Annotated in this window: 23 protein-coding genes and 2 pseudogenes; 14 read left to right on the forward strand and 11 right to left on the reverse strand. The window is 63.2% G+C overall.

Annotation, left to right across the window (positions count from 1 at the left end; all coding sequences use genetic code 11):
• Window positions 1-122: 122 nt before the first annotated feature.
• The 6 genes from QZ634_RS15585 to nirJ form a co-directional block, all read right to left on the reverse strand.
• A complete protein-coding gene (locus QZ634_RS15585) occupies window positions 123-1,526 on the reverse strand; it encodes a DEAD/DEAH box helicase (RefSeq protein WP_291989917.1) in 1,404 nt (467 codons plus the stop codon).
• 286 nt (window positions 1,527-1,812) lie between these two features.
• The gene (locus QZ634_RS15590) at window positions 1,813-2,361 is read right to left on the reverse strand and encodes a chorismate lyase (protein WP_291989919.1); all 549 of its coding nucleotides are present in this window, start codon (window positions 2,359-2,361) and stop codon (window positions 1,813-1,815) included.
• Between the two features lie 56 nt (window positions 2,362-2,417).
• A complete protein-coding gene (locus QZ634_RS15595; protein ID WP_291989921.1) occupies window positions 2,418-2,861 on the reverse strand; it encodes a DUF192 domain-containing protein in 444 nt (147 codons plus the stop codon).
• A gap of 103 nt (window positions 2,862-2,964) precedes the next feature.
• The gene (locus QZ634_RS15600; protein WP_291989923.1) at window positions 2,965-3,270 is read right to left on the reverse strand and encodes a hypothetical protein; all 306 of its coding nucleotides are present in this window, start codon (window positions 3,268-3,270) and stop codon (window positions 2,965-2,967) included.
• 8 nt (window positions 3,271-3,278) lie between these two features.
• Window positions 3,279-4,877, reverse strand: a complete 1,599-nt coding sequence (locus tag QZ634_RS15605; protein ID WP_291989925.1) for a nitrite reductase — start codon at window positions 4,875-4,877, stop codon at window positions 3,279-3,281.
• Complete coding sequence (gene nirJ / locus QZ634_RS15610; protein ID WP_291989928.1) at window positions 4,877-6,070, reverse strand: heme d1 biosynthesis radical SAM protein NirJ; 1,194 nt, start codon at window positions 6,068-6,070, stop codon at window positions 4,877-4,879. Before nirJ ends, QZ634_RS15605 begins: the two co-directional genes overlap by 1 nt.
• A 475-nt stretch (window positions 6,071-6,545) precedes the next feature.
• On the opposite strand from nirJ, the gene clsB reads away from it, so the two are divergent.
• Window positions 6,546-7,706 carry a cardiolipin synthase ClsB gene (gene clsB / locus QZ634_RS15615; protein ID WP_291989930.1) on the forward strand — a complete coding sequence of 387 codons (1,161 nt, stop codon included), beginning with the start codon at window positions 6,546-6,548 and terminating at the stop codon, window positions 7,704-7,706.
• Here the strand turns inward: clsB and gluQRS are convergent.
• Window positions 7,703-8,644, reverse strand: coding sequence for a tRNA glutamyl-Q(34) synthetase GluQRS (gluQRS, locus tag QZ634_RS15620; RefSeq protein WP_291989932.1), 942 nt, complete (start codon window positions 8,642-8,644; stop codon window positions 7,703-7,705). The two genes, clsB and gluQRS, sit on opposite strands and share 4 nt — an antisense overlap.
• Window positions 8,645-8,734: 90 nt before the next feature.
• Between gluQRS and argB the strand changes: the two genes are divergently transcribed.
• The 4 genes from argB (at window position 8,735) to QZ634_RS15640 (ending at window position 15,106) form a co-directional block, all read left to right on the forward strand.
• On the forward strand, window positions 8,735-9,622 hold the full coding sequence (gene argB / locus QZ634_RS15625) for an acetylglutamate kinase (RefSeq protein WP_043562703.1): 888 nt from the start codon (window positions 8,735-8,737) through the stop codon (window positions 9,620-9,622).
• Between the two features lie 25 nt (window positions 9,623-9,647).
• On the forward strand, window positions 9,648-10,280 hold the full coding sequence (locus QZ634_RS15630) for a pyrimidine 5'-nucleotidase (RefSeq protein WP_291989934.1): 633 nt from the start codon (window positions 9,648-9,650) through the stop codon (window positions 10,278-10,280).
• 122 nt (window positions 10,281-10,402) lie between these two features.
• On the forward strand, window positions 10,403-14,011 hold the full coding sequence (locus QZ634_RS15635) for a PAS domain S-box protein (RefSeq protein ID WP_291988711.1): 3,609 nt from the start codon (window positions 10,403-10,405) through the stop codon (window positions 14,009-14,011).
• Between the two features lie 6 nt (window positions 14,012-14,017).
• The gene (locus QZ634_RS15640; protein WP_291988709.1) at window positions 14,018-15,106 is read left to right on the forward strand and encodes an acyltransferase; all 1,089 of its coding nucleotides are present in this window, start codon (window positions 14,018-14,020) and stop codon (window positions 15,104-15,106) included.
• Here QZ634_RS15640 and hemB read toward each other — a convergent pair.
• Both hemB and yihA read right to left on the reverse strand, forming a co-directional pair.
• The gene (hemB, locus tag QZ634_RS15645) at window positions 15,099-16,115 is read right to left on the reverse strand and encodes a porphobilinogen synthase (protein ID WP_291988707.1); all 1,017 of its coding nucleotides are present in this window, start codon (window positions 16,113-16,115) and stop codon (window positions 15,099-15,101) included. The genes QZ634_RS15640 and hemB overlap by 8 nt on opposite strands.
• 192 nt (window positions 16,116-16,307) lie before the next feature.
• A complete protein-coding gene (yihA, locus tag QZ634_RS15650; protein ID WP_291988705.1) occupies window positions 16,308-17,018 on the reverse strand; it encodes a ribosome biogenesis GTP-binding protein YihA/YsxC in 711 nt (236 codons plus the stop codon).
• A gap of 122 nt (window positions 17,019-17,140) precedes the next feature.
• Between yihA and QZ634_RS15655 the strand changes: the two genes are divergently transcribed.
• The 9 genes and pseudogenes from QZ634_RS15655 (at window position 17,141) to ilvN (ending at window position 22,426) form a co-directional block, all read left to right on the forward strand.
• On the forward strand, window positions 17,141-17,776 hold the full coding sequence (locus QZ634_RS15655) for a c-type cytochrome (RefSeq protein ID WP_043562711.1): 636 nt from the start codon (window positions 17,141-17,143) through the stop codon (window positions 17,774-17,776).
• 136 nt (window positions 17,777-17,912) lie between these two features.
• Window positions 17,913-18,344 (forward strand): CBS domain-containing protein, encoded by a 432-nt coding sequence (locus QZ634_RS15660; RefSeq protein WP_043562712.1) that lies wholly within the window; start codon window positions 17,913-17,915, stop codon window positions 18,342-18,344.
• Between the two features lie 399 nt (window positions 18,345-18,743).
• Window positions 18,744-19,961, forward strand: a complete 1,218-nt coding sequence (locus QZ634_RS15665) for a cation:proton antiporter (protein WP_291989936.1) — start codon at window positions 18,744-18,746, stop codon at window positions 19,959-19,961.
• A gap of 576 nt (window positions 19,962-20,537) precedes the next feature.
• On the forward strand, window positions 20,538-20,684 hold the full coding sequence (locus QZ634_RS15670) for a thiamine pyrophosphate-binding protein (protein WP_291989938.1): 147 nt from the start codon (window positions 20,538-20,540) through the stop codon (window positions 20,682-20,684).
• Window positions 20,685-20,721: 37 nt separating this feature from the next.
• Window positions 20,722-20,910, forward strand: a complete 189-nt coding sequence (locus QZ634_RS15675) for a hypothetical protein (RefSeq protein ID WP_291989940.1) — start codon at window positions 20,722-20,724, stop codon at window positions 20,908-20,910.
• A 116-nt stretch (window positions 20,911-21,026) separates the two neighbouring features.
• Window positions 21,027-21,239, forward strand: a complete 213-nt coding sequence (locus QZ634_RS21580) for a hypothetical protein (RefSeq protein WP_366145409.1) — start codon at window positions 21,027-21,029, stop codon at window positions 21,237-21,239.
• A complete protein-coding gene (locus QZ634_RS15680) occupies window positions 21,205-21,540 on the forward strand; it encodes a hypothetical protein (protein WP_291989942.1) in 336 nt (111 codons plus the stop codon). The genes QZ634_RS21580 and QZ634_RS15680 overlap by 35 nt, the downstream gene beginning before the upstream one ends.
• Window positions 21,541-21,688: 148 nt before the next feature.
• Window positions 21,689-22,027, forward strand: a pseudogene (locus QZ634_RS15685) (thiamine pyrophosphate-dependent enzyme).
• Between the two features lie 89 nt (window positions 22,028-22,116).
• Window positions 22,117-22,426, forward strand: a pseudogene (ilvN, locus tag QZ634_RS15690) (acetolactate synthase small subunit).
• A 44-nt stretch (window positions 22,427-22,470) separates the two neighbouring features.
• On the opposite strand, the gene QZ634_RS21585 reads toward ilvN, so the two are convergent.
• Both QZ634_RS21585 and QZ634_RS21590 read right to left on the reverse strand, forming a co-directional pair.
• The gene (locus tag QZ634_RS21585; RefSeq protein ID WP_366145410.1) at window positions 22,471-22,986 is read right to left on the reverse strand and encodes a hypothetical protein; all 516 of its coding nucleotides are present in this window, start codon (window positions 22,984-22,986) and stop codon (window positions 22,471-22,473) included.
• Window positions 22,970-23,269: a methyltransferase domain-containing protein gene (locus QZ634_RS21590; protein WP_366145411.1), complete on the reverse strand. Its 300-nt coding sequence runs from the start codon at window positions 23,267-23,269 to the stop codon at window positions 22,970-22,972. Before QZ634_RS21590 ends, QZ634_RS21585 begins: the two co-directional genes overlap by 17 nt.
• Between the last annotated feature and the right edge of the window lie 93 nt (window positions 23,270-23,362).

The following is a 23,362-nucleotide window of genomic DNA, read 5'->3' on the forward strand; positions in this document are numbered from 1 at the left end:
CTGTCGTGGAGCACATGCCTTCCCTGGATGAGTGCCGCCGACCGGCGGCGCATGGTCGGCGAGGGGTCGAAAAAAAGCCCGCACTCGGCGGGCTTTTTCAGTTCCGTGGCGGCTTTGGTCGATCAGCGGTCGCCGTAGGCTCGGCGGTTGGCGTTCGCGCCACCCCCATGGCCACTCTTCGGTCCTTCGCGGTAAGGCGTCCGCGGCATGCCTTCGCGGCGGGGAGCAAATGGCTTGCCCTGGCGGTTGTCGCCACCTTTCCAGCCCGCCTTGCCGGTCGGTCGGGGTTTTGCCGGCGCTGGCCGACGCGTCGGCTCGTGACCCTCGACGACGGCGACCGGGATCAACTGCTTGGTGAAGCGCTCGATCTTGCGTACGTTGAAGTGCTCGGCGTGATGAACCAGCGAGATGGCCAGACCATTGCGGCCGGCACGGCCGGTACGACCGATGCGGTGCACGTAGTCCTCGGCGAACTTCGGCAGGTCGTAGTTGAAGACGTGCGTGATCGTCGGCACGTCGATGCCGCGTGCAGCGACGTCGGTGGCCACCAGGATGCGCACCTGACCGCGACGCATGGCGGTGAGCGTGCGGTTGCGGGCGCCCTGGTGCATGTCACCGTGCAGAGCCGCGGCGTTCAGGCCGGCGACGTTGAGGCGATCGCTGACCGTATCGGCGTCACGCTTGGTGGCGGTGAACACCACCGCCTGATCGATCGACGCATCGCGCAGGAGGTGGTCAAGCAGGCGGTTCTTGTGCGACAGGTCGTCGACGAAGTGCATGCGCTGCTCGATGTTGTCGTGCCGGGCGGAGGTCGCATCGACGCGAATCTGCAGCGCGTCGCGGGTCATCCGCTTGGCCATCTCACCGACCGTTCCGTCGAGCGTCGCCGAGAAGAGCATCGTCTGGCGACCGGCCGGAGTCGCCGACACGATTTTTTCGATGTCTTCGATGAAACCCATGTCCAGCATGCGGTCGGCTTCGTCAAGGACGAGGATCTCCAGCTGCGAAAAGTCGATCTTTCCCGAACTCATGTGGTCAATCAGGCGGCCCGGCGTGGCGACCAGGATCGCCGGATTGCGGCCGAGGAGTTCCATCTGTTTCGGATAAGGCATGCCGCCGAGAATGGCAACGGCGCGCACGTGGTGCACCTGGCGGCCGTACTTGTCGGTGGCGGCGGTGACCTGCAGGGCGAGTTCGCGGGTCGGCGTCAGGACCAGCATTTTCGGCTGCGCTGGCTGGAAGCGCTGGCGATCGTTGCCGCGCGAGCGGGCCGGGCGACGTTCCTGGCTGCTCGGGCTCGTCGGGCGGGCTGCTTCGGGTGCGCGTTCCTGCGCCGCGAAGCGATGCAGCGCCGGCAGCATGAAGGCGGCTGTCTTGCCCGAGCCGGTCTGCGAGGAAACCATCAGGTCGCGGCCTTCGAGGGCTGCCGGAATGGCTTGTTTCTGGACCGGCGTCGGTTCGCTGTAACCGGAATCGGTAAGGGCTTTGAGGATGGCCGGGTGGAGGCCGATTTCTGCAAAAGTCATGGTTCTCTTTTCGATGGATGCGCCGCACGCTACCTCTAGGGCATAGTGCGTTGCCAGGAAACAAATGCAACGCCAACCAACGAAAAGCTGAGAGAAGCTTCGATCGATTCGATCGCTTCGATCGATTCACGGAAGTCAGCAGCTATCGGCACAAAAGCTTTGTGCCAGTGCGGCGCTGAATGAATCGACACCAGAAGGCAGGGGGGCTTGAGAGTTACGGCCAGGTTCGCGATGCTCGTCGCACCGTGCAGCCTGTGGCCGTTCAGTGCAGCCGCGCATTATAGCATCAGCTCGCTGCAGGCGGCGCCTTTTTGCCTGCCTCGCTCAGTTTCAGTATCCGCGCTGCGAAAACCTCGGTGACCAGTACCGATTGTGCGCCAAAACGGAAGTGCGACCGACGTGCCCACAGGCTGTCTGCCGCCGTCGCGTCACGTTGCAGGGCGTGCAGCGCCGGTGCGAACAGGGCATGGCGGTCATCGAGGCGCCGGAAGTTGATCTTGCCGCGTTTGAAGCCGGGGTGCGCGAAGAGCAGCGCGCCAAGCGAGCGGTTGCCCAGGCGCGCCAGCCAGACCTGCAGCGGGCCGCGTGGCCGACACGGCAGCACGGTGTGGGCGAAGACGACCACCTGCTCATCACAGAGCAGAGCCACTTCGCGAATCCATGCCAGTACGCCCGGCCCGATACCCAGCAGCCGCGCCTCGTCGGTGGTTGGCAGGCCGAGGCCCTGGCGCAGCACACGTACCGCGAAGCCTCCTCTGGCCTGGATGCGCGCGGTCAGCGAGGCGCGGTCTCGCAGCCAGGGGATGAAAGCGACGTTGGCGGGGGTGCGCAGCAACCGGCTGCGCCAAAGCCCCTGGGATGCGCTGCTGTCGAACACCCGCCCGGCTTCGCTTACTGGGCACGCGGCGACTTGTCGATACCGGCAATGCGCGCCCCCGGCTTGATTCCCTTGCTGGCGAACCAGTCGAGGTTCATTTCCAGTGCGTAGCGTGCGTCAGCGGCGGCGCAGTGGTTGTCCTCGCTCTGCGGCTGCATTTTCTCGATGTTCAGAATGCGCCCCTCGTCGTCGAGAAAGGCGACCGACAGCGGCAGCAAGGTGTTGCGCATCCACATGCAATGGCGGGCTGCCTGGGTAAAGACGAAGAGCATCCCGTGGTTGGCCGGCATGCTGCGGCGATTCATCAGACCCTGGGCGCGATTGGCTTGATCGGCGGCCACTTCGGCTTCGATGCGGTGAAAGCCGGCGCTGAGCTCGATGCGCGCGAGCTGCGCGGGAACGGGTGGGGAAGCCAGCAAGGAGGCCAGCGCGATCAGGAAACAAGAAAACCTGTACATCGGGAACTCCGGGAGGGAGGTTGGACTGACCAGCAGGCGCATCACCGGCGATCTGCCGACAGCAAGCGCGCCGGCAAGGCGTCACGATGGTGCTGGATCATGACTACTTCCGTGATTTGCTCTTCGCTGGCGCCTTGCTTGTGGTCTTCGCCTTGGCATTGGTCCTGGCCGAAGCGCCCTTCTGCGCTGGCGCTTTTGTCGTGGCGCTCGACTTGGCCGCGACGGGTTTGACGGATGACGAACTCTTTGCTGCTTTCGCTGCCGGCTTCGGGTGCACCGTGGCTTCGCCGAGGCTTACCTCGGCGGTGGCAGTCTCGGCGGCTTTCGGTACCGCCAGGGTTGTCGTGCAAGAGAGCAGAAGTGCGGCAGCCAGCAGGCCGCGCGCGGAAGGCTTGATGTTTGTTTTCATGGCCAGGGTCAGTGACTGGTGCCTTCGGAACGCGATATCTTGTTCCACACGTTGTACTTGCCGACCGGTTTCCTGGCCGGAATCCGCTTCACTTCCTTGAGCGTTTGTGCGTCGATCACCACTATTGCGCCATCGTCTTCCCAGAGGCTGGCCAGCGCGTAGCGCCCGTCACGAGTGAACTCGACGTGGGCCAGCGTCTGTCCCGGTTTGGCCCTGATCTGTCCGACCACTTCCAGGCTCTGTTTGTCGATCACCTGCAGGACATTCTTGTTTTCCTTGCTCATCATCGAGTCGGTGAAGGCGTAGCGGCTGTTCTCGTGGCTGCGCAGGAAGAAACCCGGTCCGAGCGTCTTGATTTCCTTGATGATCTTGTAGGTTTCGAGGTCGATGACGGTGATCACCCCTTCGTTCAGGTTCGGCGAGGCCATCACCGCCCGTTCGCGACCCGTCGCGTCGGTCCACTGCCAGGTGATGCCCGAGCCAAGATGCGGCATTCCCGGCAGGTCGAGGTCGGCGATTTTCTTGCGGCCATCGAGAAAGATCACCTGTCCCTTGCTTGCCGAGCGCGACGCACCCAGGATCACGTGGTAGCTCTGGGTGAAAAAGAAATCGTCGAGATAGTCCTTGAGCATCGTTCGCCGCGGATAGAACATGGCCGGTGTGAAGTGTCCTTCCCGGTACTGGTAGTCGTGAACGAGACCTTCGGCAACCGGTTCGGCGTCGGGATCGTAGCTGATCTCCCAGGCTTCGGGAACGTCCTTCAGTGCGGCGACGAAACTCTTGCGCGGCGCCGCGTCGTAAACCGCCGACACCCGCGAAGTCTTGTCGCCGGCGGCGTTGAGCGTCGGGATGATCTTTACCAGCGAGAGGTCCTTGGCGTCGAGCAGGACCAGGCTGTGCGGCAGGTAGTTGGCGACCATCACCCACTTTCCATCACCGGACACGGCGGCATTGCGCGTGTTCAGGCCGGCGCGAATCTCGGCGACGACGACCAGGTTGTAGATGTCGAACTTGGTGATCCAGCCGTCGCGCGAAGCGAAATAGACGAAGCGGCCGTCAGGCGAGAACTTCGGTCCGCCGTGCAGCGCGTAGCGGCTGGGAAAGCGGTACAGGCGTTCGAGCTTGTCGCCGTCGAGTACCGAGACGTGATTGTCGCCGGTTTCGACGACGATGAAGAGGTTGAGCGGGTCGGCGCCTTTCAGCCCGGCGCCAGGCCGGTCGGGCAGCTTGGCGGCGTCGGCGTTGACCATCTGCGAGGAGCGAATCTCGCTTTCGTCCCATTGCGGCGCCGGCGTCACCTGGCTGTAGATCAGGTCGGCGAGTTGCTGCACCTGGTCGGCGCTCAACTTGTCGCCGAAAGCCGGCATTTGCGTTGCCACGCGTCCTTCGCCGATCACTTTCAGCGCTTCCGGCCTGCGCAGTCGGGCCAGGTTCTCCGGCAGTAGCGCCGGACCGATACCGCCGAAGCGCGTCTCGCCGTGGCAAGCGGCACAGTGCTCCTTGTACAGTGCCTGTACGCCGGGAACATCGGCTGCGCCGGCGAACGACGATCCACTGGCAAGAGACGCTGCTAGGCAGACGGCAGAAATTCCCAGGCGCCAGTTCATCAGGCTCTCCGCAGTCTGATGTGCGGGGTGACGGTCAGGCGTTCGCGGCCAGGCTCGACACCGATTTCCTCGTCGTCCAGATAACAGCCCGGGTCTTCGGCCCAGGCGTCGCCGGTCAGCTGTTGGGCGCGCACGCGCGTGTTGCCGTTGCAGATGTCGAAGTGCTGGCAGTCGCCGCAACGTCCGGAGACGCTACGCGGAAACTGTTTCAGACCGGCCATCAGGGGATCGGAAACGTCGGTCCAGATTTCCGAGAAGGGCCGCTCGCGAATGTTGCCGAGGTTGTAGTGCCACCACATGGTGTCCGGATGGACGTTGCCCAGATTGTCGATGTTGGCAACATTCACTCCCGATGAATTGCCACCCCATTGCGCCAGCCGGGCACGGATATTGGCCGCCTTGTCGGGGAATTTCTTCTTGACCCAGTAGAGGAAGTAGACGCCGTCGGCGTCATTGTTGCCGGTCGTGAATTCCTTGTGCAGGCCGCGCTGCTGATAATCCCAACAGGTATCGAAGAGCAGATCCATCGCCCAGCGCGTCAGCTTGTGCTGGGCATCGTCCTTGCGGTTCTTGTTGCCGCGGCCAGCGTAGTTGAGGTGCGAAAAGTAGAAGCGGTCGATGCCTTCGTCCTCGACCAGTTCGAGCAGGCGCGGCAGGTCGTGCGCATTGTCCTGGGTCATCGTGAAGCGGACGCCGATCTTCAGACCGAGGTCACGGCACAGGCGAATGCCTTTCAATGAAGCATCGAAGGCACCTTCCATGCGCCGGAACTTGTCGTGTGTCGCGCCCATGCCGTCGAGCGAAACGCCGACGTAGTCGAAATCGCACTCGGCGATGCGATCGATGTTCGTCGCGTCGATCAGCGTACCATTGGACGACAGCCCGACGTAGAAGCCCATCGCTTTCGCCCGTTGGGCGATGGCGAAGATGTCCGCTCGCAGCAGCGGCTCGCCACCGGAAAGAATCAGCACCGGAACGCGAAAACGCTTGAGATCGTCCATCACCGAAAAAATTTCGTCGGTGCTCAGTTCGCCGGGGAAGTCCTTGTCGGCGGAAATCGAATAGCAGTGCTTGCAGGTCAGGTTGCAGCGGCGGATGAGATTCCAGATCACCACCGGCGCCGGCGGGTTCTGCTTGGGGCCGGGCTGCTTGGGTGCGACAAGTTCCTGCATGTACTGGGAGATTCGAAACATCGTGCACTTCCCGAAAGAAAACCGTGTATTAGAGAGCAGTGCCGGCCGCTCGGCCTTGACGTGGATCAAGGCTCCGACCATCCGGTGCCGGGCCTGCGATCAGGCGCAAGCCTGGCCAGGCGGCTGTTCGCCGAGGGGAGAAACTCGCATTCTCACCCTCGTTTCTCCCGCCGGCAAGCTGTGACCGTCGATTCCTTGATTGGTGCGCTGCCGATGGGCATGGGCATGGCACATTTTCACGGCGCCCAAGCGCTCCGAGCTGCGCGAACCGCTTTGTGCATGGCGCTGGACGCCGCTTCGTGAAGCGTTGAAAATGGGCGCTGGACTCCGTCGCGGCGATGGTGGAGTGATGGGCGTGGTGCGCATGGGGGCGGTGGCGGACCCGGTTGGCCGGCGTTTCTAAGTGGGTTTTTCGAGGTCGCAGGGCAGATGATGGCAACAAGCTGGTGCACGCGGCGCAGCCGGAGCCGACTCCATGGCCGCTGAGTTCCTGCCCGGGAACCGCCTGACCTTGCTCAACAGCGGCAGCGAGTACTTTCCGGAGCTGATCAGGGCGATCGACGGCGCACGGCACGACGTGCACCTGGAAAGCTACATATTCGAGGACGATGCGACGGGCCAGGCGGTGGCTGCGGCGCTGTCGATGGCTGCCCGACGCGGTGTCACGGTACGCGTTCTGGTCGACGGCTTCGGGGCCCGCGAGTTTGCCGACCGCCTGCAACCGGGGCTGGTCGCCGCAGGCGTGCAGGCAATGGTCTACCGACCCGACATCGCGCGCTTCCGTTTGCGCCGCCATCGTCTGCGTCGTTTGCACCGCAAGCTGGCGGTGATCGACGGCGAAATTGCCTTTGTTGGCGGCATCAATGTCATCGATGATCTCAATACGCCTTATCAGATTCCGCCCCGCTACGACTACGCGGTTCGCGTCGAAGGCCCCTTGCTGGCGCCGATCCAGCAGGCGCAACATCGGCTATGGGAAATCGTGCTGTGGGCGAAGCTCAATCGTCGTTACCGCGTGACGAGAGGCGTGCCGACCGATCTCGCACCGTGCGGGGAGCAGACCGCAGCATTTCTGGTGCGTGACAATATTCTCCACCGCCGCGATATCGAGGAGGCCTATCTCGAGGCGATCGGCGCTGCGCGGGAAGACATTCTCCTCGCCAACGCCTATTTCCTGCCCGGTCGCCGGTTTCGCCGCGCCTTGCACGACGCGGTAAAGCGCGGCGTTCGCGTCGTCATTCTGTTGCAGGGGCGGATCGAGTATCGGCTCATGCACTACGCCACGCAGGCGCTTTACGGCCGCCTGCTGGGCTCCGGCATACGCATTTTCGAGTATCGACGCAGCTTCCTGCATGCCAAGGTGGCGGTCGTCGACCGCCACTGGGCGACCGTCGGCTCGTCGAACATCGATCCCTTCAGTCTGCTCCTGGCCAGGGAAGCGAATATCGTCGTCAAGGATTCGCTGTTCGCTGAAAGTCTGCGCGAAAGTCTCGACCAGGCAATGCGCAACGGGGCGCGCGAACTGCCGGTCGATAGCTGGAAACGCCTGCCCTGGCATTCGCGCCTGCTGCGCTGGGCGAGCTACAACCTGGTACGGATCATGGTTGGCATCGTCGGTTATGGCGGCAAGCGCTAGCCCGGGAAGATGCCACGCAGCGCGGGAACGCGCTCGATCGACCAGGCGGCAATCGCCCAGGGCCAGAAGTCACGCAGCGGTCCGCTGCTGATTTCCGGCGGTACGGTATGGCCAAGAAAGCGCAACGCCGCCGCCAGGGCAGCGCTGCCGGCCGACCGATCGACGGCTGGCGCCTGCGTTTGCTTGGCGAGCTTCTCGCCGCTGGCATTGGTCACCACGGGCAGGTGCGCGTAGGTCGGCGTGGCCAGCGCCAGGCGTTGCTGCAGCCAGATCTGCCGCGGCGTCGAATCGAGCAGATCGACGCCGCGGACCACCGCGTTGATTCCTTGCGCGGCGTCGTCAACGACGACTGCCAGTTGGTACGCGTACTGACCGTCGGCGCGCAACAATATGAAGTCGCCGACGGCGCGGTCGAGATTCTGCTCCACATGGCCCTGAACGCGGTCGCCAAAAGCGATCTTCCTGTCGGGCACGCGCAGCCGCCAGGCGCGCGCCGCACGGCCGCCAGTCAGGCCGTTGCGGCAGGTCCCCGGGTAGACCAGGCCGCCGTCGACCGCTCGCGGTGGCGAGCAGGCGGCGATTTCCGTTCGCGAGCAGGCGCAAGGGTAGACCTCGCCGTCGAGTTGCAGGCGCACCAGTTCGGCGTGATAGAGATCCAGGCGCCGGCTCTGGACGAGTACTTCGCCATCCCATACGAAGCCGAAGCCTTCGAGGGTGCGCAGGATTTCGTCGGCGGCGCCGGGAAGCGTCCGCGGCTGGTCGACGTCCTCGATGCGCAGCAGCCACTGGCCACCGTTGGCGCGGGCGTCGAGATAGCTGCCGACGGCGGCGACCAGCGAACCGAAGTGCAGCGGGCCCGTCGGTGAGGGCGCAAAACGGCCGCGATAAGGCGCAGGCAAGCGCCGAGCGCTGGCCTCCGGTACCCTGGATGGGCTCATCGCGCTCTCCGCCTAGCGCACCGCGCACGCCGCCTTTTTATTTCCAACTCTGCCGCGTAAAATGCGCCGGTCATTACAAGGACTCCAGCCATGAGCGATCGTGTGTTCACCCCTGCCAACGAAGCTGCCATTCTCGCCGAGGCGCTGCCGTACATCAAACGCTTCCACGGCAAGACCATCGTCGTCAAGTACGGCGGCAATGCGATGACCGACGAGCACCTCAAGCAGTGCTTCGCGCGCGATGTCGTGCTGCTCAAGCTGGTCGGGATGCACGTGGTGGTGGTGCACGGCGGTGGCCCCCAGATCGAAAACCTCCTCGCCCGGGTCGGCAAGAAGGGAAAGTTCATCCAGGGAATGCGTGTCACCGATGCCGAAACGATGGAGATCGTCGAGATGGTTCTCGGTGGGCAGGTCAACAAGGACGTCGTCAACCTGATCAATCAGGCCGGGGGCAAGGCCGTCGGCTTGACCGGCAAGGACGCCAGCTTCATTCGTGCCAAGAAGCTGTTGCTGGCCAACCACGAGAACCTTGGTGACCTGATCGACGTTGGCCAGGTCGGCGACATCACGCAGATCGATCCGTCGCTGATCGGCCATCTCGAGTCAGGCGGTTTCATTCCTGTCGTGGCGCCGATCGGCGTCGGCAAGGGTGGCGAAACCTACAACATCAACGCCGACGTCGTTGCCGGCAAGATCGCCGAAATCCTCAAGGCCGAAAAGCTGGTCCTGCTCACCAACACGCCAGGCGTTCTCGACGAGAGCGGCGAGCTGATCACCGGCATGACCCCCAACGAGATCGACGAGATGGTTGCTGACGGTACGCTGTCGGGCGGCATGCTGCCGAAGATCAGTTCGGCACTCGATGCCGCCCGCAGCGGCGTCAAGAGCGTGCACATCATTGATGGCCGCGTCGAGCACGCGCTGTTGCTGGAGATCCTTACCGATCACGGCGTCGGCACGATGATCAAGTCGCATTGACCGGGGCATTCTGCTGAGCGCTTCCTTGCCGGTCTGGCTTTTCGATCTCGACAACACCCTGCACGACGCCAGCCCGCATATCTTTCCGCACATCAATCGGTCGATGGTGGCGTACATCTGCCAGCACCTCGGCGTGGACGAGGACGAAGCAACGCGTCTTCGGCAGCATTACTGGCAGCGCTACGGCGCCACGCTGCTCGGTCTGATGCGTCATCATGCGATCGATCCGAACCATTTTCTTCGCCATACGCACGACTTTCCCGATCTGCGGCCGATGCTGGTCTTCGAGCGCGCCCTGAAGGCCATGCTCGGTCGCTTGCCAGGGCGCAAGATCGTCTTCTCCAACGCGCCGGGGCGCTACAGCGAGGCGGTCCTGGAAATGACCGGCATTCGCCGCTGTTTCGACGCCGTCTACTCGGTCGAGCGCATCGGCTTTCAACCCAAGCCGGCAGTCGCCGGTTTTCGCCACCTGTTGCGCAGCGAGCGTCTGCACGCGCAGCGTTGCATCATGGTCGAGGACGCGCTGCCCAACCTGCGTACTGCCAAGCGACTCGGCATGAAAACGGTCTGGGTGAGCGCGGCAACGCGCCAGGCGGCCTGGGTGGACGTGCGCCTGGCGTCCATTCTCGACTTGCCGCGTCATCTCGCTCGCCTGTGAGAGGCGGCCGATGGTCCTGCCAGGACCGTGATTGCCCAAGCTCTTGTACACCGTGAGCCTTGCTCCACCGTGACCTCCCGCAGTCGTGTAGACTCTGGCCGCACCAATTGCCGTCGGTTGCCATGAGAGAGTCCGGTTCCCTGGAACAACAGCTACTTGAGTACAAGGCCATCCTCGAGCATTCGGGGATTGCCGTGGTGTGCACGCGCAATCGTCGCGTGTACCGCTGCAACCCCCGCGCCGAGGAGCTTTTTGGCTGGCCGGCGGGGACGCTTGTCGGGCAGCCGGACCTCGTTTTCTACCCCGATAGCGCGGCGTGTGAGACCTTGCGCCGGCAAGCGCGCGCGGCCCTGCGCGTCGGTGACATCCTCGATCTCGAAACGCAACTGGCGCGCCGCGATGGCAGTATCTTTGTCGCGCATCTCATCGCCCGCGCGATCGACCCTGCCGCGCCGGGCCAGGGTGCCGTGTGGATCGTGCGTGACGTGACGCAGGAGGTGGACGCACGCGAAGCGGGCGCACGCTTGCTGCGCGAGCAGCAGCTCATTTTTCAGAACGCCGAAACCGGCATCGTCATCCTGCGCGACCGTGCCATCCAGCGCTGCAATCGACGTTTTGCCGAAATCCTGGGTTATGAGCCAGACGAATTGATCGGTTGCTTGACGCGTATCTACTACCCGAGTGAAGAGGCCTGGCTGGAGACCGGCCGCAAGGCTTACGCGGCAATTTCCGAGACCGGCATCTACCGCGGGGAGACGACGTTTATCCGCCGCGACGGAGCGGCGATCTGGAGCCATATCACCGGCAGCATGATCAATCCGGCGAAGCCCCAGGATGGCTACATCTGGTTGTACGAGGACGTCACCGAGAAGCGTCAGGCGAGCCGTGCGATGGACGCACTGCTGCGCGAACAGACGTTGATTTTCGAACGGGCGCCGATCGGCATCGTTTTCGTCCGCGAGCGGATCATTCAGCGCTGCAATCCAAGTTTCGAGACGATCTTCGGCTATTTGCCCGGGCAGCTGATCGGCCAGTCAATGCGCGTCTGTTTCGCCAGTGAGCTGGCGTGGCGTGAAGCCGACGAACGCGTTGTCCGCGGCAGCGGCGCGGGCGGGACTTTCATCGGCGAGATCGAGTATTGCAAGGCCGATGGCGCGCCGATCTGGTGCCAGGTCACCGGTAGCCTGCTCGACCCGGAAAACCATGACCAAGGTCACGTCTGGCTGTTCCAGGACATCACCGCGCGCCGCGCAGCCGAGGAGGCGCTCGTCGAAAGCCTCTGGGAGCAACAGCTGATCTTCGACAACGCGATGATCGGCATTTCTTATCAGCGCGAGCGCACGATCTGGCGCTGCAATCGCCGTTTCGAGGAGATCTTCGGTTATCCCGTTGGCGCAATGACGGGGCAATCGACGCGCATTCTTTTTGCCACCGAGAAGGCCTGGGAAGATGCCGGACGGGAGGTCTATGGCGATGCGGCAGGAAGCGACTCCTTTGACGGGGAGTTTCTCTTCTCTCGCCGCGACGGTGCGCCGATCTGGGTCCATATCATCGGTCGTACGATAGACGACGGGGATGCTCGCCAGACCTGGATCTGGACACACGAGGATGTGACCGCGCATCGGGCCGCCCAGGAAGCGCTACGGCAAAGCCATCTCGAACTCGAACAGCGTGTCGCCGAACGGACTCACGAGCTATCGCAACAGCTCGACTTCATGCACCAACTGGTCGAGGCCATCCCGGGGCCGGTGTTCTACAAGAATCGTCAAGGCCGCTACCTCGGCTGCAATCAGGCCTTCCTCGAAATGATCGGCAAGTCGCGCCGGGAAGTGGTCGGCGCGACGGTCTACGACGTCGCGCCGCGCGAGCTCGCCAACCGCTATATGGCGGCTGACGAAGAGCTCTTCCAGCGTTCGGGTTCGCAGGTCTACGAAACGCAGGTGCTGCGCGCCGACGGAAACTATCGTGACGTCGTTTTTCACAAGGCGATCTACGGCATGTCTGACGAAGTGGCGTGCGGTCTGGTTGGCATCATGCTCGACGTGACCGACCGCAAGCGCATGGAGCAGCGCCTCCAGCAGGCGGCGACGGTTTTCGACAGCAGTGCCGAAGGCATCACCATCACCTCCCCGAACGGAGAAATCATCGCCGTCAACCGTGCGTTTACAGAAATCACCGGTTACAGCGAGGACGATGTCGTGGGCGGCAACCCGCGCATCCTGCAGTCGGGACTTCAGGACCAGGATTTCTACCGCGAGATGTGGCGGACACTGCACACTTGCGGGCGTTGGCGGGGCGAGCTGTGGAACCGGCGCAAGGACGGACAGGCGTTTCTGGAGTCGCTCACGATCAGCGCCGTGAAGGACCCGCAGGATCGGGTGACCCATTACGTTGGCGTCTTCTCCGACATTACCGAATTGCGCAAGGCGCACGATCAGCTCGACCATCAGGCGCATCACGATCCGCTCACCGGCTTGCCCAATCGGCTGTTGCTGGGCGATCGCCTGCACAAGGCGCTGCAGCGTGCTCACCGTGACGAGCGCGGACTGGCGGTGCTGTTTGTCGACCTCGATCGTTTCAAGAACATCAACGATACCCTCGGTCATCAGGTCGGCGATCGCGTTCTCTGTGAAGTGGCGCGACGCTTGACCCGACTGCGGCGTGAAGCGGATACCGTTGGTCGCCTCGGCGGCGACGAGTTTCTGATCATCATCGAAGATCTCGGCGATCCGGCGGCCGTTTCGCACATTGCGGACAGGATTCTCGGCCTCTTGCAGGACTCGCCGGTGACCGTCGAGCACGAGTTCTACGTTGGTGCCAGCATCGGGATCAGCCTCTTCCCTCACGATGGCGGCGACGCCGAAACGCTGATGAAGAATGCCGACGTCGCCATGTACCGGGCCAAGGAGCGCGGCCGCAATACCTATGAGTTTTTTACCAAGGAGCTGACCCAGTCGTCGCTGGCCCGCCTGCAGATGGAGACCGATTTGCGGCGGGCCATCGATCGCGGCGAGTTGCGCGTCTTCCTGCAACCCCAGTTCTCGCTGGCCGGCGGCGAGCTGGTCGGCGCCGAGGCGCTGGTCCGCTGGCTGCGCCCCGAACTGGGGCTGGTGATGCCGGGAGAGTTCATCAAGCTTGCCGAGGAGTCGGGGCTGATTGTCCCGATCGGCGAATGGGTCCAACACACCGCCGCGTGCCAGTGGGCGGCCTGGCTCACCGCGGGCTTCAAGCCGGGCGTGTTGTCGGTCAACGTCTCCGGCGTCGAGTTCCAGCGCGGTCGAATCCAGGAAACCGCCTGCAAGACGCTGGAATCCTCGCAGCTGCCGGCCCAGTTTCTGGAGTTGGAAATTACGGAAAGTGCGATCATGACCCAGGCCGAAAGCAGCGTTCAGGTCCTTGATGCGCTGCGGGCGATGGGGCTCGGTCTGGTGATTGACGACTTCGGAACGGGCTATTCGTCGCTCGCCTACCTGAAGCGTCTGCCCCTCAACAAGCTGAAGATCGACCAGAGTTTTGTTCGCGGCTTGCCAGACGACGCCGAGGACCGGGCGATCACCCGCGCAGTGATCGCCCTTGCCCACAGCCTGCAACTGACGGTGATCGCCGAAGGCGTCGAGAGCGAGGCGCAGCGCGATTTCCTGGCCGGCGAGGGCTGTGACGAGATGCAGGGTTATCTGCGTGGCAGGCCAATGCCCCTCGACGAGTACCGGCAGCGCTTCCTCGAGGGCTGAAGCGAGATGGCTGAAGCAAGTTTCCCGGCAGCAGGCTCCCGTTTGCCATTCATCGATGCGCTGAAGGCCGTCGCGCTGCAGTTGATCGTCCTCCATCACCTGGCGTTCTATGGACCGATGTCGGACCACGCCTACGCGTTGATTCCGGAGCTGCTTTCCTGGTTGAGTCAGCACGCGCGCGCGGTGGTGCAGGTGTTTCTGGTGATTGGCGGTTTCCTTGCCGCGCGCAGCCTTGCTCCGACCGGTACGCTGGTGTCGAGCCAGCCGCTGCGGCTGCTCCTGAAACGCTACCTGAAACTGGCCGTTCCCTACCTCGCGGCCTTGCTGATCGGCATCGTCTGCGCCGCCCTTGCCCGCACCTTGATGACTCATGAATCTGTTCCGGAACAGCCGACGCTGGCGCAGTTGCTGGCCCACGCGCTGCTTCTGCAGGGCGTCCTGGGTTATGACGGTCTGTCGGCGGGCGTCTGGTACGTGGCCATCGATTTTCAGTTGTTTTCTCTATTGCTGGTGATTCTCTGGCTGGCGCGCGGTGTCGGTGGTGGCGTCGCCGGAACTGCACTTGTCGGTGCGTTGCTGGTCGCCACCGTGGCACTGCTTTCGTTGTATCACTTCAACCGTGACGCCGCGTGGGACAGCTGGGCGCTGTATTTCTTCGGTTCGTATGCGCTCGGCGCGCTGAGCTACTGGGCGGCGCGCGCGAAGCACGCTGTGCGATGGCTGTTGCTGATCGTCGTCGCCGTGGTCACTGCTCTGCTGTTTGACTATCGTTCGCGTATCGCTGTGGCACTGGTGGTGGCTCTGGCGATCGGCCTGGCGAGCCGCTACGGCTTTCTGGCGCGCTGGCCGAGGTCGTCGCTGTTCGCTTACCTTGGGCAGATCTCCTACTCGGTGTTCCTGATCCACTTCCCTGTCTGTCTGATCATCAACGGGCTGTTTGCTCGCGCCGGCGTGGCTGACCCGTGGCTCAATCTGGCCGGCATCATGCTCGCCTGGGCGGCGAGCCTGCTGGCCGGCGGGCTGTTCTATCGCTTTGTCGAAAGTCCCGCGCAGCGCGGGTTCCGCGGCTTTCGTGTCGCGCCGCGTCTCACCTAGAGGTTTTCAACCAGGCGGCCGCGGTCAGCGCGAAGTAGCTCAGGATGCCGTCGGCCCCCGCCCGCTTGAAGGCCAGAAGGCTCTCGAGAACGCATGCCTTTTCGTCCAGCCAGCCGTTCTGAGCGGCTGCCTTGAGCATCGCGTATTCGCCGCTCACCTGATACGCGTAGGTCGGCACCTGGAATGTCTGCTTGACCCGCCGGACGATGTCGAGGTACGGCATGCCCGGTTTGACCATCACCATGTCGGCCCCTTCGGCGAGGTCGAGAGCCACTTCGCGCAGCGCTTCGTCGCTGTTCGCCGGGTCCATCTGATAGGTGTGTTTGTTGCCCTTGCCGAGGTTTCCGGCCGAGCCGACGGCGTCTCGGAACGGGCCGTAGAAGCTGGAGGCATACTTGGCCGAATACGCCAGGATGCGGGTGTGAATCTGCCTCGCCGCGTCTAGCTCGTGACGGATGCGGGCTACCCGACCGTCCATCATGTCCGAGGGGGCGACGATGTCAGCGCCTGCCTGCGCATGCACCAGCGCTTGTCGGGCGAGCACTTCGAGCGTTTCGTCGTTCAAGACATAGCCGGTCGGGTCGTTGGCGTCGATCAGGCCGTCCTGTCCGTGGCTGGTGTAGGGGTCGAGGGCAACGTCGGTAATCACCCCCAGTCCGGGGAACTCTTTCTTCAACGCCGCAACTACCCGTGGCACCAGGCCGTCCGGGTTGTACGCTTCTTCGGCGCCGGCTGTCTTGCCCGCCGCGTCGATTACCGGGAACAGGGCCAGCGCCGGGATACCCAGTTTCAGCGCCTGCTCCGCCGTCTTCAGCAGCCGGTCCAGGCTTTGCCGTTCAACGCCGGGCATCGACGCGATTGGCTCGACGCGGTTGACGCCGTCGAGGACGAACACCGGGTAGATCAGATCATCGGCGCTCAGCCGCGATTCGCACATCATGCGGCGGGAAAAGTCGTCGCGGCGCATGCGGCGCATACGCGTGTCCGGGAAGCCTGTCTGGTAGTTCATGGAATTCGCTAAGATCAAATAGATGCGATTGATGGAAAAGATGTGTTTGCCGGGAACTATCGTCGGCCACTCCGCTCTTACCAAGCGGATGGCTTGCCCATCCCCCGCTTCACCTCCCTGAGCGGGTGCCTTATTCCTGTAAGGCATGTTGCCCCCGGCCCCCCTTTGCCGGGGGCTTTTTTTGTGCCTTGACTAGTGACTCTTGGTTGCGCTGCCGCTGCGCGCGCTCCAGCCGATGGCGCCGCGCTTCTTGGGGCGGGCTTTCTTCTCGCTGGCCAGTCCGGAGGGGGGTGCTGGCTCGTCTCGCAGCGGCAGGTCAAGCCAGTCGCCAAGGATCGCCTCTGCTTCCTTGACGCCCGATTTCTGCAGGCTAGAAAACATCTGCAGGCTGAAGTTTTCGCCGATCGTGCCCAGTACCTCCTGTACCTCGCGAAAGACCAGTGTCTGTTGCTGGCGGGTCAGCTTGTCAGCCTTGGTCAGCAGGACGTGAATCGGTTTGCCGGTCGGAGCGAACCAGGCGAACATCTGCAAATCGAGTTCGGTGAGGGGGTGGCGACTGTCCATGATCAGGACCAGGCCACAGAGCGCGTTACGGTGGCGCAGGTACGGCGCCAGCAGGCCTTCCCATTGCGAGCGGATTTCTTCGGGGGCTTTGGCAAAGCCGTAGCCTGGCAGGTCGACGAAGTACTTTCCGGGTTCGAGCGCGAAGTAATTGAGATGCTGCGTTCGCCCCGGCGTTTTCGAGACAAAGGCCAGGCGGGTGTGATTGGCGAGCGTGTTGATCGCCGAAGACTTGCCGGCATTCGAGCGTCCGGCAAAGGCGACTTCGCATTGCGAATCGGTCGGCAGATCACGCAAGTCGGCAACGGTCTTGCTGAAAGCGGCTTTCTGGAAGAGGGGCATCAGGGAACCTGCGAGTGGATGGACAGGCGCGCGTCCAGAGGGAAAACTGATATAGAATATCAGGTTTGTCGCTTGGCTTCGCCGGCCTCAGATCAGTCATTGTTGTCAACGGGAGTTTGGACATGATTCGTACAACGGCAGTTGCGCTTCTCCTGGCCGCCAGTTTGCCCGCCTTCGCGGCAGAGCAGGCGCCTGTACAGCTTGACCTGGCAAAAGCCAAGGAAATTGCCGAAGGCCTTTGCGTTGCTTGCCACGGTGCCGATGGCAACAGTCCGACGTCGGCAAATCCGATCCTTGCCGGCCAGATCCCTCAGTATCTGTACAAGCAGTTGAGCAACTTCAAGTCGGTCGACGGAAAGCCGCCGGTACGTGACAACGCGATCATGGGTGGCATGGTCGCGGCCCTGTCGGATGAAGACATGCGCAGCCTGGCGGTGTACTTCTCGCAGCAAAAGATGACGCCTTCGGTGGCGACCAACGAGAAGCTGCTTGCCGAAGGTCAGGCGCTCTGGCGCAAGGGCGACTTTGACAAGGGTATCCCCGCGTGCGCTGGTTGCCACGGACCCGCTGGTGCTGGTTTGCCGGTGCAGTATCCGCGTCTGGCGGGACAGTATGCCGAGTACACGGTGAGCCAGTTGAAGACTTTTCGTAGCCACGAACGGGCCAACGACGCGGAGAAAATGATGCGCGTCATTGCCGGCAAACTCTCCGACCCGCAGATCAACGCCGTCGCCGAGTATGTTGCCGGCCTGCGCTAGACGCTCTGGCTACCCGCGCTCTCGCTGGCGTCGCTGCGGATTTCCGGGTACCCGCATCACGGTCAGGCTTTTCTTGGCAATGGGCGGCAGACGCTCTAGTATGGTGTCGTGACTTCTTGACCAGAAAGGACGTTTCATGAAGACGCTCAAGCAAATCCTCGACAGCAAGGGTGGCGTGCTGGCAACCGTCGCACCGGACGATTCGGTTTTCAAGGCTTTGCAGGTGATGGCCGAACGCAACGTCGGTGCGGTCCTCGTCGTCGACCAGAATCGACTGCTCGGTATTTTTTCGGAGCGCGATTACGCTCGCAAGGTGTCCCTGTTAGACAAGTCCTCGCGCGACACGCAGGTTTGCGAGATCATGAGCAACAAGGTGTTGTACGTGACCCCCGACCAGACCGTCGACGAGTGCATGGCGATCATGACCGAAAGACATTTTCGTCACCTGCCGGTGCTCAATGAGCAGCACGAACTTCTGGGCATCGTTTCCATCGGCGATGTGGTCAAGGAAACGATCTCCGAACAGCAGTTCATCATCCAGCAGATGGAGAAGTACATCGCTGGCTGATCTCCGTATCGGCTCTTCTGGGCCGCCTTTCATGGCCAGGCCGGCGGGTCGCCAGCGGCGACGGACGCTTCAGGCAGTTTTTCTGAGGGCGCATTGTCCGCGTCCAGCGGGCTTTCGTCGGCTTTTCCAGAGGCCTTTCCAAAGCGCAGATTTCCACGCCTCTTGACGGCGCTGTCTTGGCTTTGGCGCCGAGCGACGTTCGCGAGAACGAGCCGGGGCCACGACTTCCTGTCGCCGGTCAAACCGCTCGCACGCGAGACCCGTCAAGGCGCAGGCGAGGTCGGCTGTCTTGATGGATTCTGTCACGGGTTTCCCCTGCCGCTTGTTTGTTGACCTTACCCGCTTTTCGCGCAGCGATGCCCCTTGTCGGCGACGAGGGCTTGATCCCAGATCCGAACGATGACCTATCCCACTATCCTCAGCGCGTCCGTCTTCCTGCTCATCGTTTTCGCTGTCGAGCGCCTTTGCCGACGCTCGGGCGTGCCGTCGGTAATCGTTCTGGTGGCCAGCGGCCTCCTGGCACGGCCGATGCTCGACTCCTTTGGCGTGACGCTGGGCTGGGCCGGCACCCTGGTGCCGATCATCGGCACTATCGGCCTCGTGCTGATCGTCCTGGAAGGCGCTCTGGACATCGAGTTGCGACGCCAACGCCTGCGCCTCATCGCGGCGACCTTTCTCCTGGCGACGGCCGGTTTCGTCATCGCTACCGTCAGCTTCGCGTTGGCCGGGCGTTGGCTGCTGGGTCTTGGCACGGTGCAGGCGACTCTGCTGGCGACCTCGGTCGCCGTCATCAGCAGCGCGGTCGCCATTCCCAGTAGTACTTTTCTGCCGCCCAAGGCGCGCGAATTCATTACCTACGAAAGTTCGATGTCGGACATCATCGGGGTCCTGGTTTTCTTTTCCCTGCTCGGTTCGGATGGTACCGTTGGCGGCGCCCTGTTGGCGCTGCTCGGTGGCGGCATGTTGTCGCTTCTTCTATCGCTGCTCTGCGCCTTGGTGCTGATGCTGCTATTGCTGCGCGTGTCTGGGCCGATCCGCTTCGTGCCCTTGCTGGCCGGCTTGTTCGCCTTGTACGCGACAGGCGAACTGCTGCATCTCTCGCCGCTGATCATGGTGCTCTTCCTGGGCCTGTTGCTCAACAAGCCGTCGCTGGTTACCCGCTTCCGGCCGGTTCGCGCGTGGGTGAGTAGAGAATACGAATCGACGCTGTCCGAGTTTCGCACCCTGGTCGTTGAACTGACCTTCGTCGTGCGCGGCTTCTTCTTCGTACTGCTCGGCTACTGGACGGATTTGTCCGATCTCACCTCGTCGTCAGCCTGGCTCGGCGCGGGTCTGGTTCTGACGGTGGTGTACGGTAGCCGTTTCGTCATGTTGCGGCTGATGCTGGGGCCTGCTGCTGCCGGGCCGCTGATGTGGATTGCCCCGCGCGGCTTGATCACCGTCCTGCTCTTTCTGCACGTTCGCGAAACGTTCCCGCTGCCCGGCTACCTCAATGGCTCGATCATGCTCGTGGTGCTGGCGTCGTCGGCGTTCATTCTGATCGCCAGTTATCAGGTCAACCGGCAGGTGGCCGCTGGCAGGTCTCCCCGACGTGCCGCCCTTGCCGCCTCCCGATGACGAGGCGCTGTTCAGCGCACGCGAAAGCAGGTCGACGAGCAGGGCCGGGATGACGTCCGCGAGCGCGCCTGAGCGGGTCGGCGTGACGGCGGTGCATTCCCGGCACGCTTGATCCCTTGCAAGGCTTGCATTATTCCCGGCGCTCGGTTCTAATTACTCCTCCGCCCCAATGACTGCCAGCTGACGACGATGCAGCAATTCCACGACCATGATGTCTTTCGCTTGCTCCCTCTGGAGCCTGTTTGGTTGTTGCTGTCGGCGTCTCTCCCGTAGGTGTCGTACGTTTGGTACGCGTACCAGGCGACACGCCGGCAAGGGCCAGGAGAAGACAAGTCAAAGCGTAGGAAGAAACGACAACTCATTCCAGAAACCCCCGCCGGTGAAAGCCGGGCGGGGGTTTGCTTTTCTGCAGCAACGTCCGGCAAAGTCAGCAGTGCAATTAAATTGAAGGAGAGTCCCTTGGCCAAGCAAACATTCGAAACCCTCAGCGGTGCCAGATCGTCGTGCGCCTGCTCGAACGACAGGGCGTGCGTACCCTGGCCGGTATCCCCGGCGGTGCGATTCTGCCCATTTACGATGCCTTGTCGCAGTCCCGCGCTGATTCATCATGTGCTCGCCCGGCACGAACAGGGCGGTGGCTTCATGGCCCAGGGGATTGCGCGCGCCACCGGCGCACCGGCGGTATGCCTGCTTCTTCAGGCCCCGGGGCGACCAATCTGCTGACGGCGATTGCCGACGCCAAGCTTGATTCGATTCCGCGGTGGCCATCACCGGGCAGGTGCCGCGAGCGATGATCGGTACCGACGCCTTCCAGGAAGTCGATACCTACGGTCTGAGCATTCCGATCACCAAACACAACTTTCTGGTCAATTGTGCCGAGGACCTGCTCGAAGTCGTTCCGCCGCGCTTTCCCGGATCGCCGCTTCGGGTCGCCCAGGGCCGGTCCTGATCGATATTCCGAAGGACGTCCAGAATCAACTGGTCGAGGTCGGCGAGTGGCCCGCCATCGGCGTTCCGAGCCCGTTCCAGCGCCGGCCGCAGAGCGGGGTCGCCGTCGCCGCGGCGATGATCAACGAGGCCTCCCGGCCCATTCTCTACCTCGGTGGTGGGGTCCGTCCATTCGGGCGCCTCCGCAGCAGCCGTCCGCTCTGGCGGAAAAGGGCCGCTTTGCCGACGGTGATGACGCTGATGGCGCTCGGTGCGATGCCGGTCGAACATTCGCTGTCCGCTCGGCATGCTCGGCATGCACGGCGCGCGCTTTACCAACCTCGCGCTTGACGAGTGCGATCTTCTGATTGCGGTCGGTGCTCGCTTCGACGATCGTGCGACCGGCAAGGTGGCGGGTTTCTGCCCGCAGGCCAAGATCGTTCATATCGACATTGACCCCTCGGAGCTGGACAAGATCAAGACCGCGCACGTCGGCATCGCCGGCGACGTCGACGCCGTGCTGCAGATGTTGCTGCCAGCGGTTGAGGCACAACAGCGGCAGGCATGGCTGGCGCGGTGTGGCCAGCCTGAAGGCGGCGCATCCGCTGCGCCTGCCGGGGGTCGAACGACCCGCGTACGCCTTACGGTTTGATCCGCGCCGTCGCCGATTGCCTCGACGATCAGGCGACCATCACCACCGACGTTGGTCAGACATCAGATGTGGGTGGCGCAAGCCTACCCCTTGCGCCGGCCGCGCCAGTGGCTGACCTCCGGCGGTCTCGGGACGATGGGCTTCGGAAATGCCGGCGGCGATCGGCGCGGCACTCGCCGAGCCGGAACGGACGGTGGTCTGTTTTACCGGCGACGGCAGCATTCTGATGACGTGCAGGAATTGGTGACCGCTGCCGAAGAGAAGGTCAATGTCAAGATCGTGCTGATGAACAATTCGTCGCTGGGCCCTGGTTTTCCAGCAGCAGACGTTGTTCTACGGCGAGCGCATCTACGCGTCGAAGTTCAAGGGAATGCCCGACTTCGTCCGCGTCGCCGAGGGTTTCGGCGTGCCGGCAATTGATCTCGATACGGCGAGCGATCCGCGCGCAGCGCTGGCCGCCGCCTTGTCTACCCTGGCCCGATGCTGATTCACGCCAGGCATCGCCATGCACGAACAGGTTTTGCCGATGGTGCCGCCCGGTGCCGCCAACAAAGACATGATCGGAGGCTGAACGCTATGAACTCGATCTCACGAACGGAAAATGAGGCGCTGGCGCGTACGGTGCTCGAACTGGACGTCTACAACCACCCTGGCGTCATGTCCCACGTCGTCGGCCTGTTCTCGCGCCGCGCGTACAACGTCGAAGGCATCCTGGTGATGCCGGTGGGCAGCGGCGTGACCAGTCGCATCTGGTTGCTGGTCAATGAGGACCAGCGTCTGGACCAGATGGTCAAGCAGGTGGAGAAGCTGGAGGACGTCCTGGCTGTGCGGCCGGCACGGCGCCGAGCACGAGGTGTTCGTCCGCCTCGAGGAGTTCTTCCGCTAGCTTGCGCCGGCAAGGGCAGCGGCGATCGCCGGGCGCTTGCCTGCCTAGGTGGCCAGCGGCCGGATCAGCGCAGCCCGCTGCTGCGGGTCGAAGCGGACAATGCTCAGCCCGTCGGGGGTTTTCCTCGGCGGTGCCTTCCAGGCGTGCCCGTAGACCACTTCCAGCGTTGCCGGTACGCGGCCATCGTCAGCAAGCCGCGCGTAGGCGGCGCGTGCCGTGGCCCAAGTGGCACGCCCGGTCAGGCCACGGCTGCGCGCCTGCATCGCGCAGCGCGAGCCGCTCTGGCGCAGATCGGCGAGCAGCTTGTCGAAGCTGGTATAGGTCATGGTCAGAAGCTCGGCGTCCATCACCGGGTCGGAAAAGCCGCATTCAAGCAACATGTCGCCGTAGTCGTGCATGTCGGTAAAGCGTTGCGTGTGCACCTGGCCGTCGTTGAAGCTGGCGCGCAGTTCCTTCAAGGTGTCCGGCCCGAAGGTCGAGAACATGAGCAAGCCACCGACGTCGAGCAGCCGGTGCGCTTCACGAAACGCTGCCAGCGGGTCGTCAAGCCAGTGCAGCATCAGGTTCGACCAGAGCAGGGCCGACCGACTGTGGCTTGAACGGCAGAGCGCTCGCCTGCGCCACAAGCAAGGGGGTTCGCCGGCTGCGCAGGAAGGGCATCAGCCAGCGCACGCGTGAGCGTTTGGCCTGGCTCACCCGCAGCATGCTTTCGCAGAGATCGGCGCCGACGACAAGCGCTCCGGGATAGCGCTCGTTCAGTGCGGTGAGGCTGGCGCCGGTGCCGCAGCCGAGATCGAGAATGCGCTGCGGCGCGATGCGCACGTAGTCAAGTCTTTCCAGCATGCGGATGCGATCTAGCGCGCAGCACGGCTGCTCATCGTAGGTCGACGCGGCGCGGTGCAAAACTGCGTTCGCACCTGGCGCTGATCAAAAACG

The sequence above is a fragment of the Candidatus Accumulibacter sp. ACC007 genome, assembly GCF_907163205.1.
Lineage (GTDB): Bacteria > Pseudomonadota > Gammaproteobacteria > Burkholderiales > Rhodocyclaceae > Accumulibacter > Accumulibacter regalis.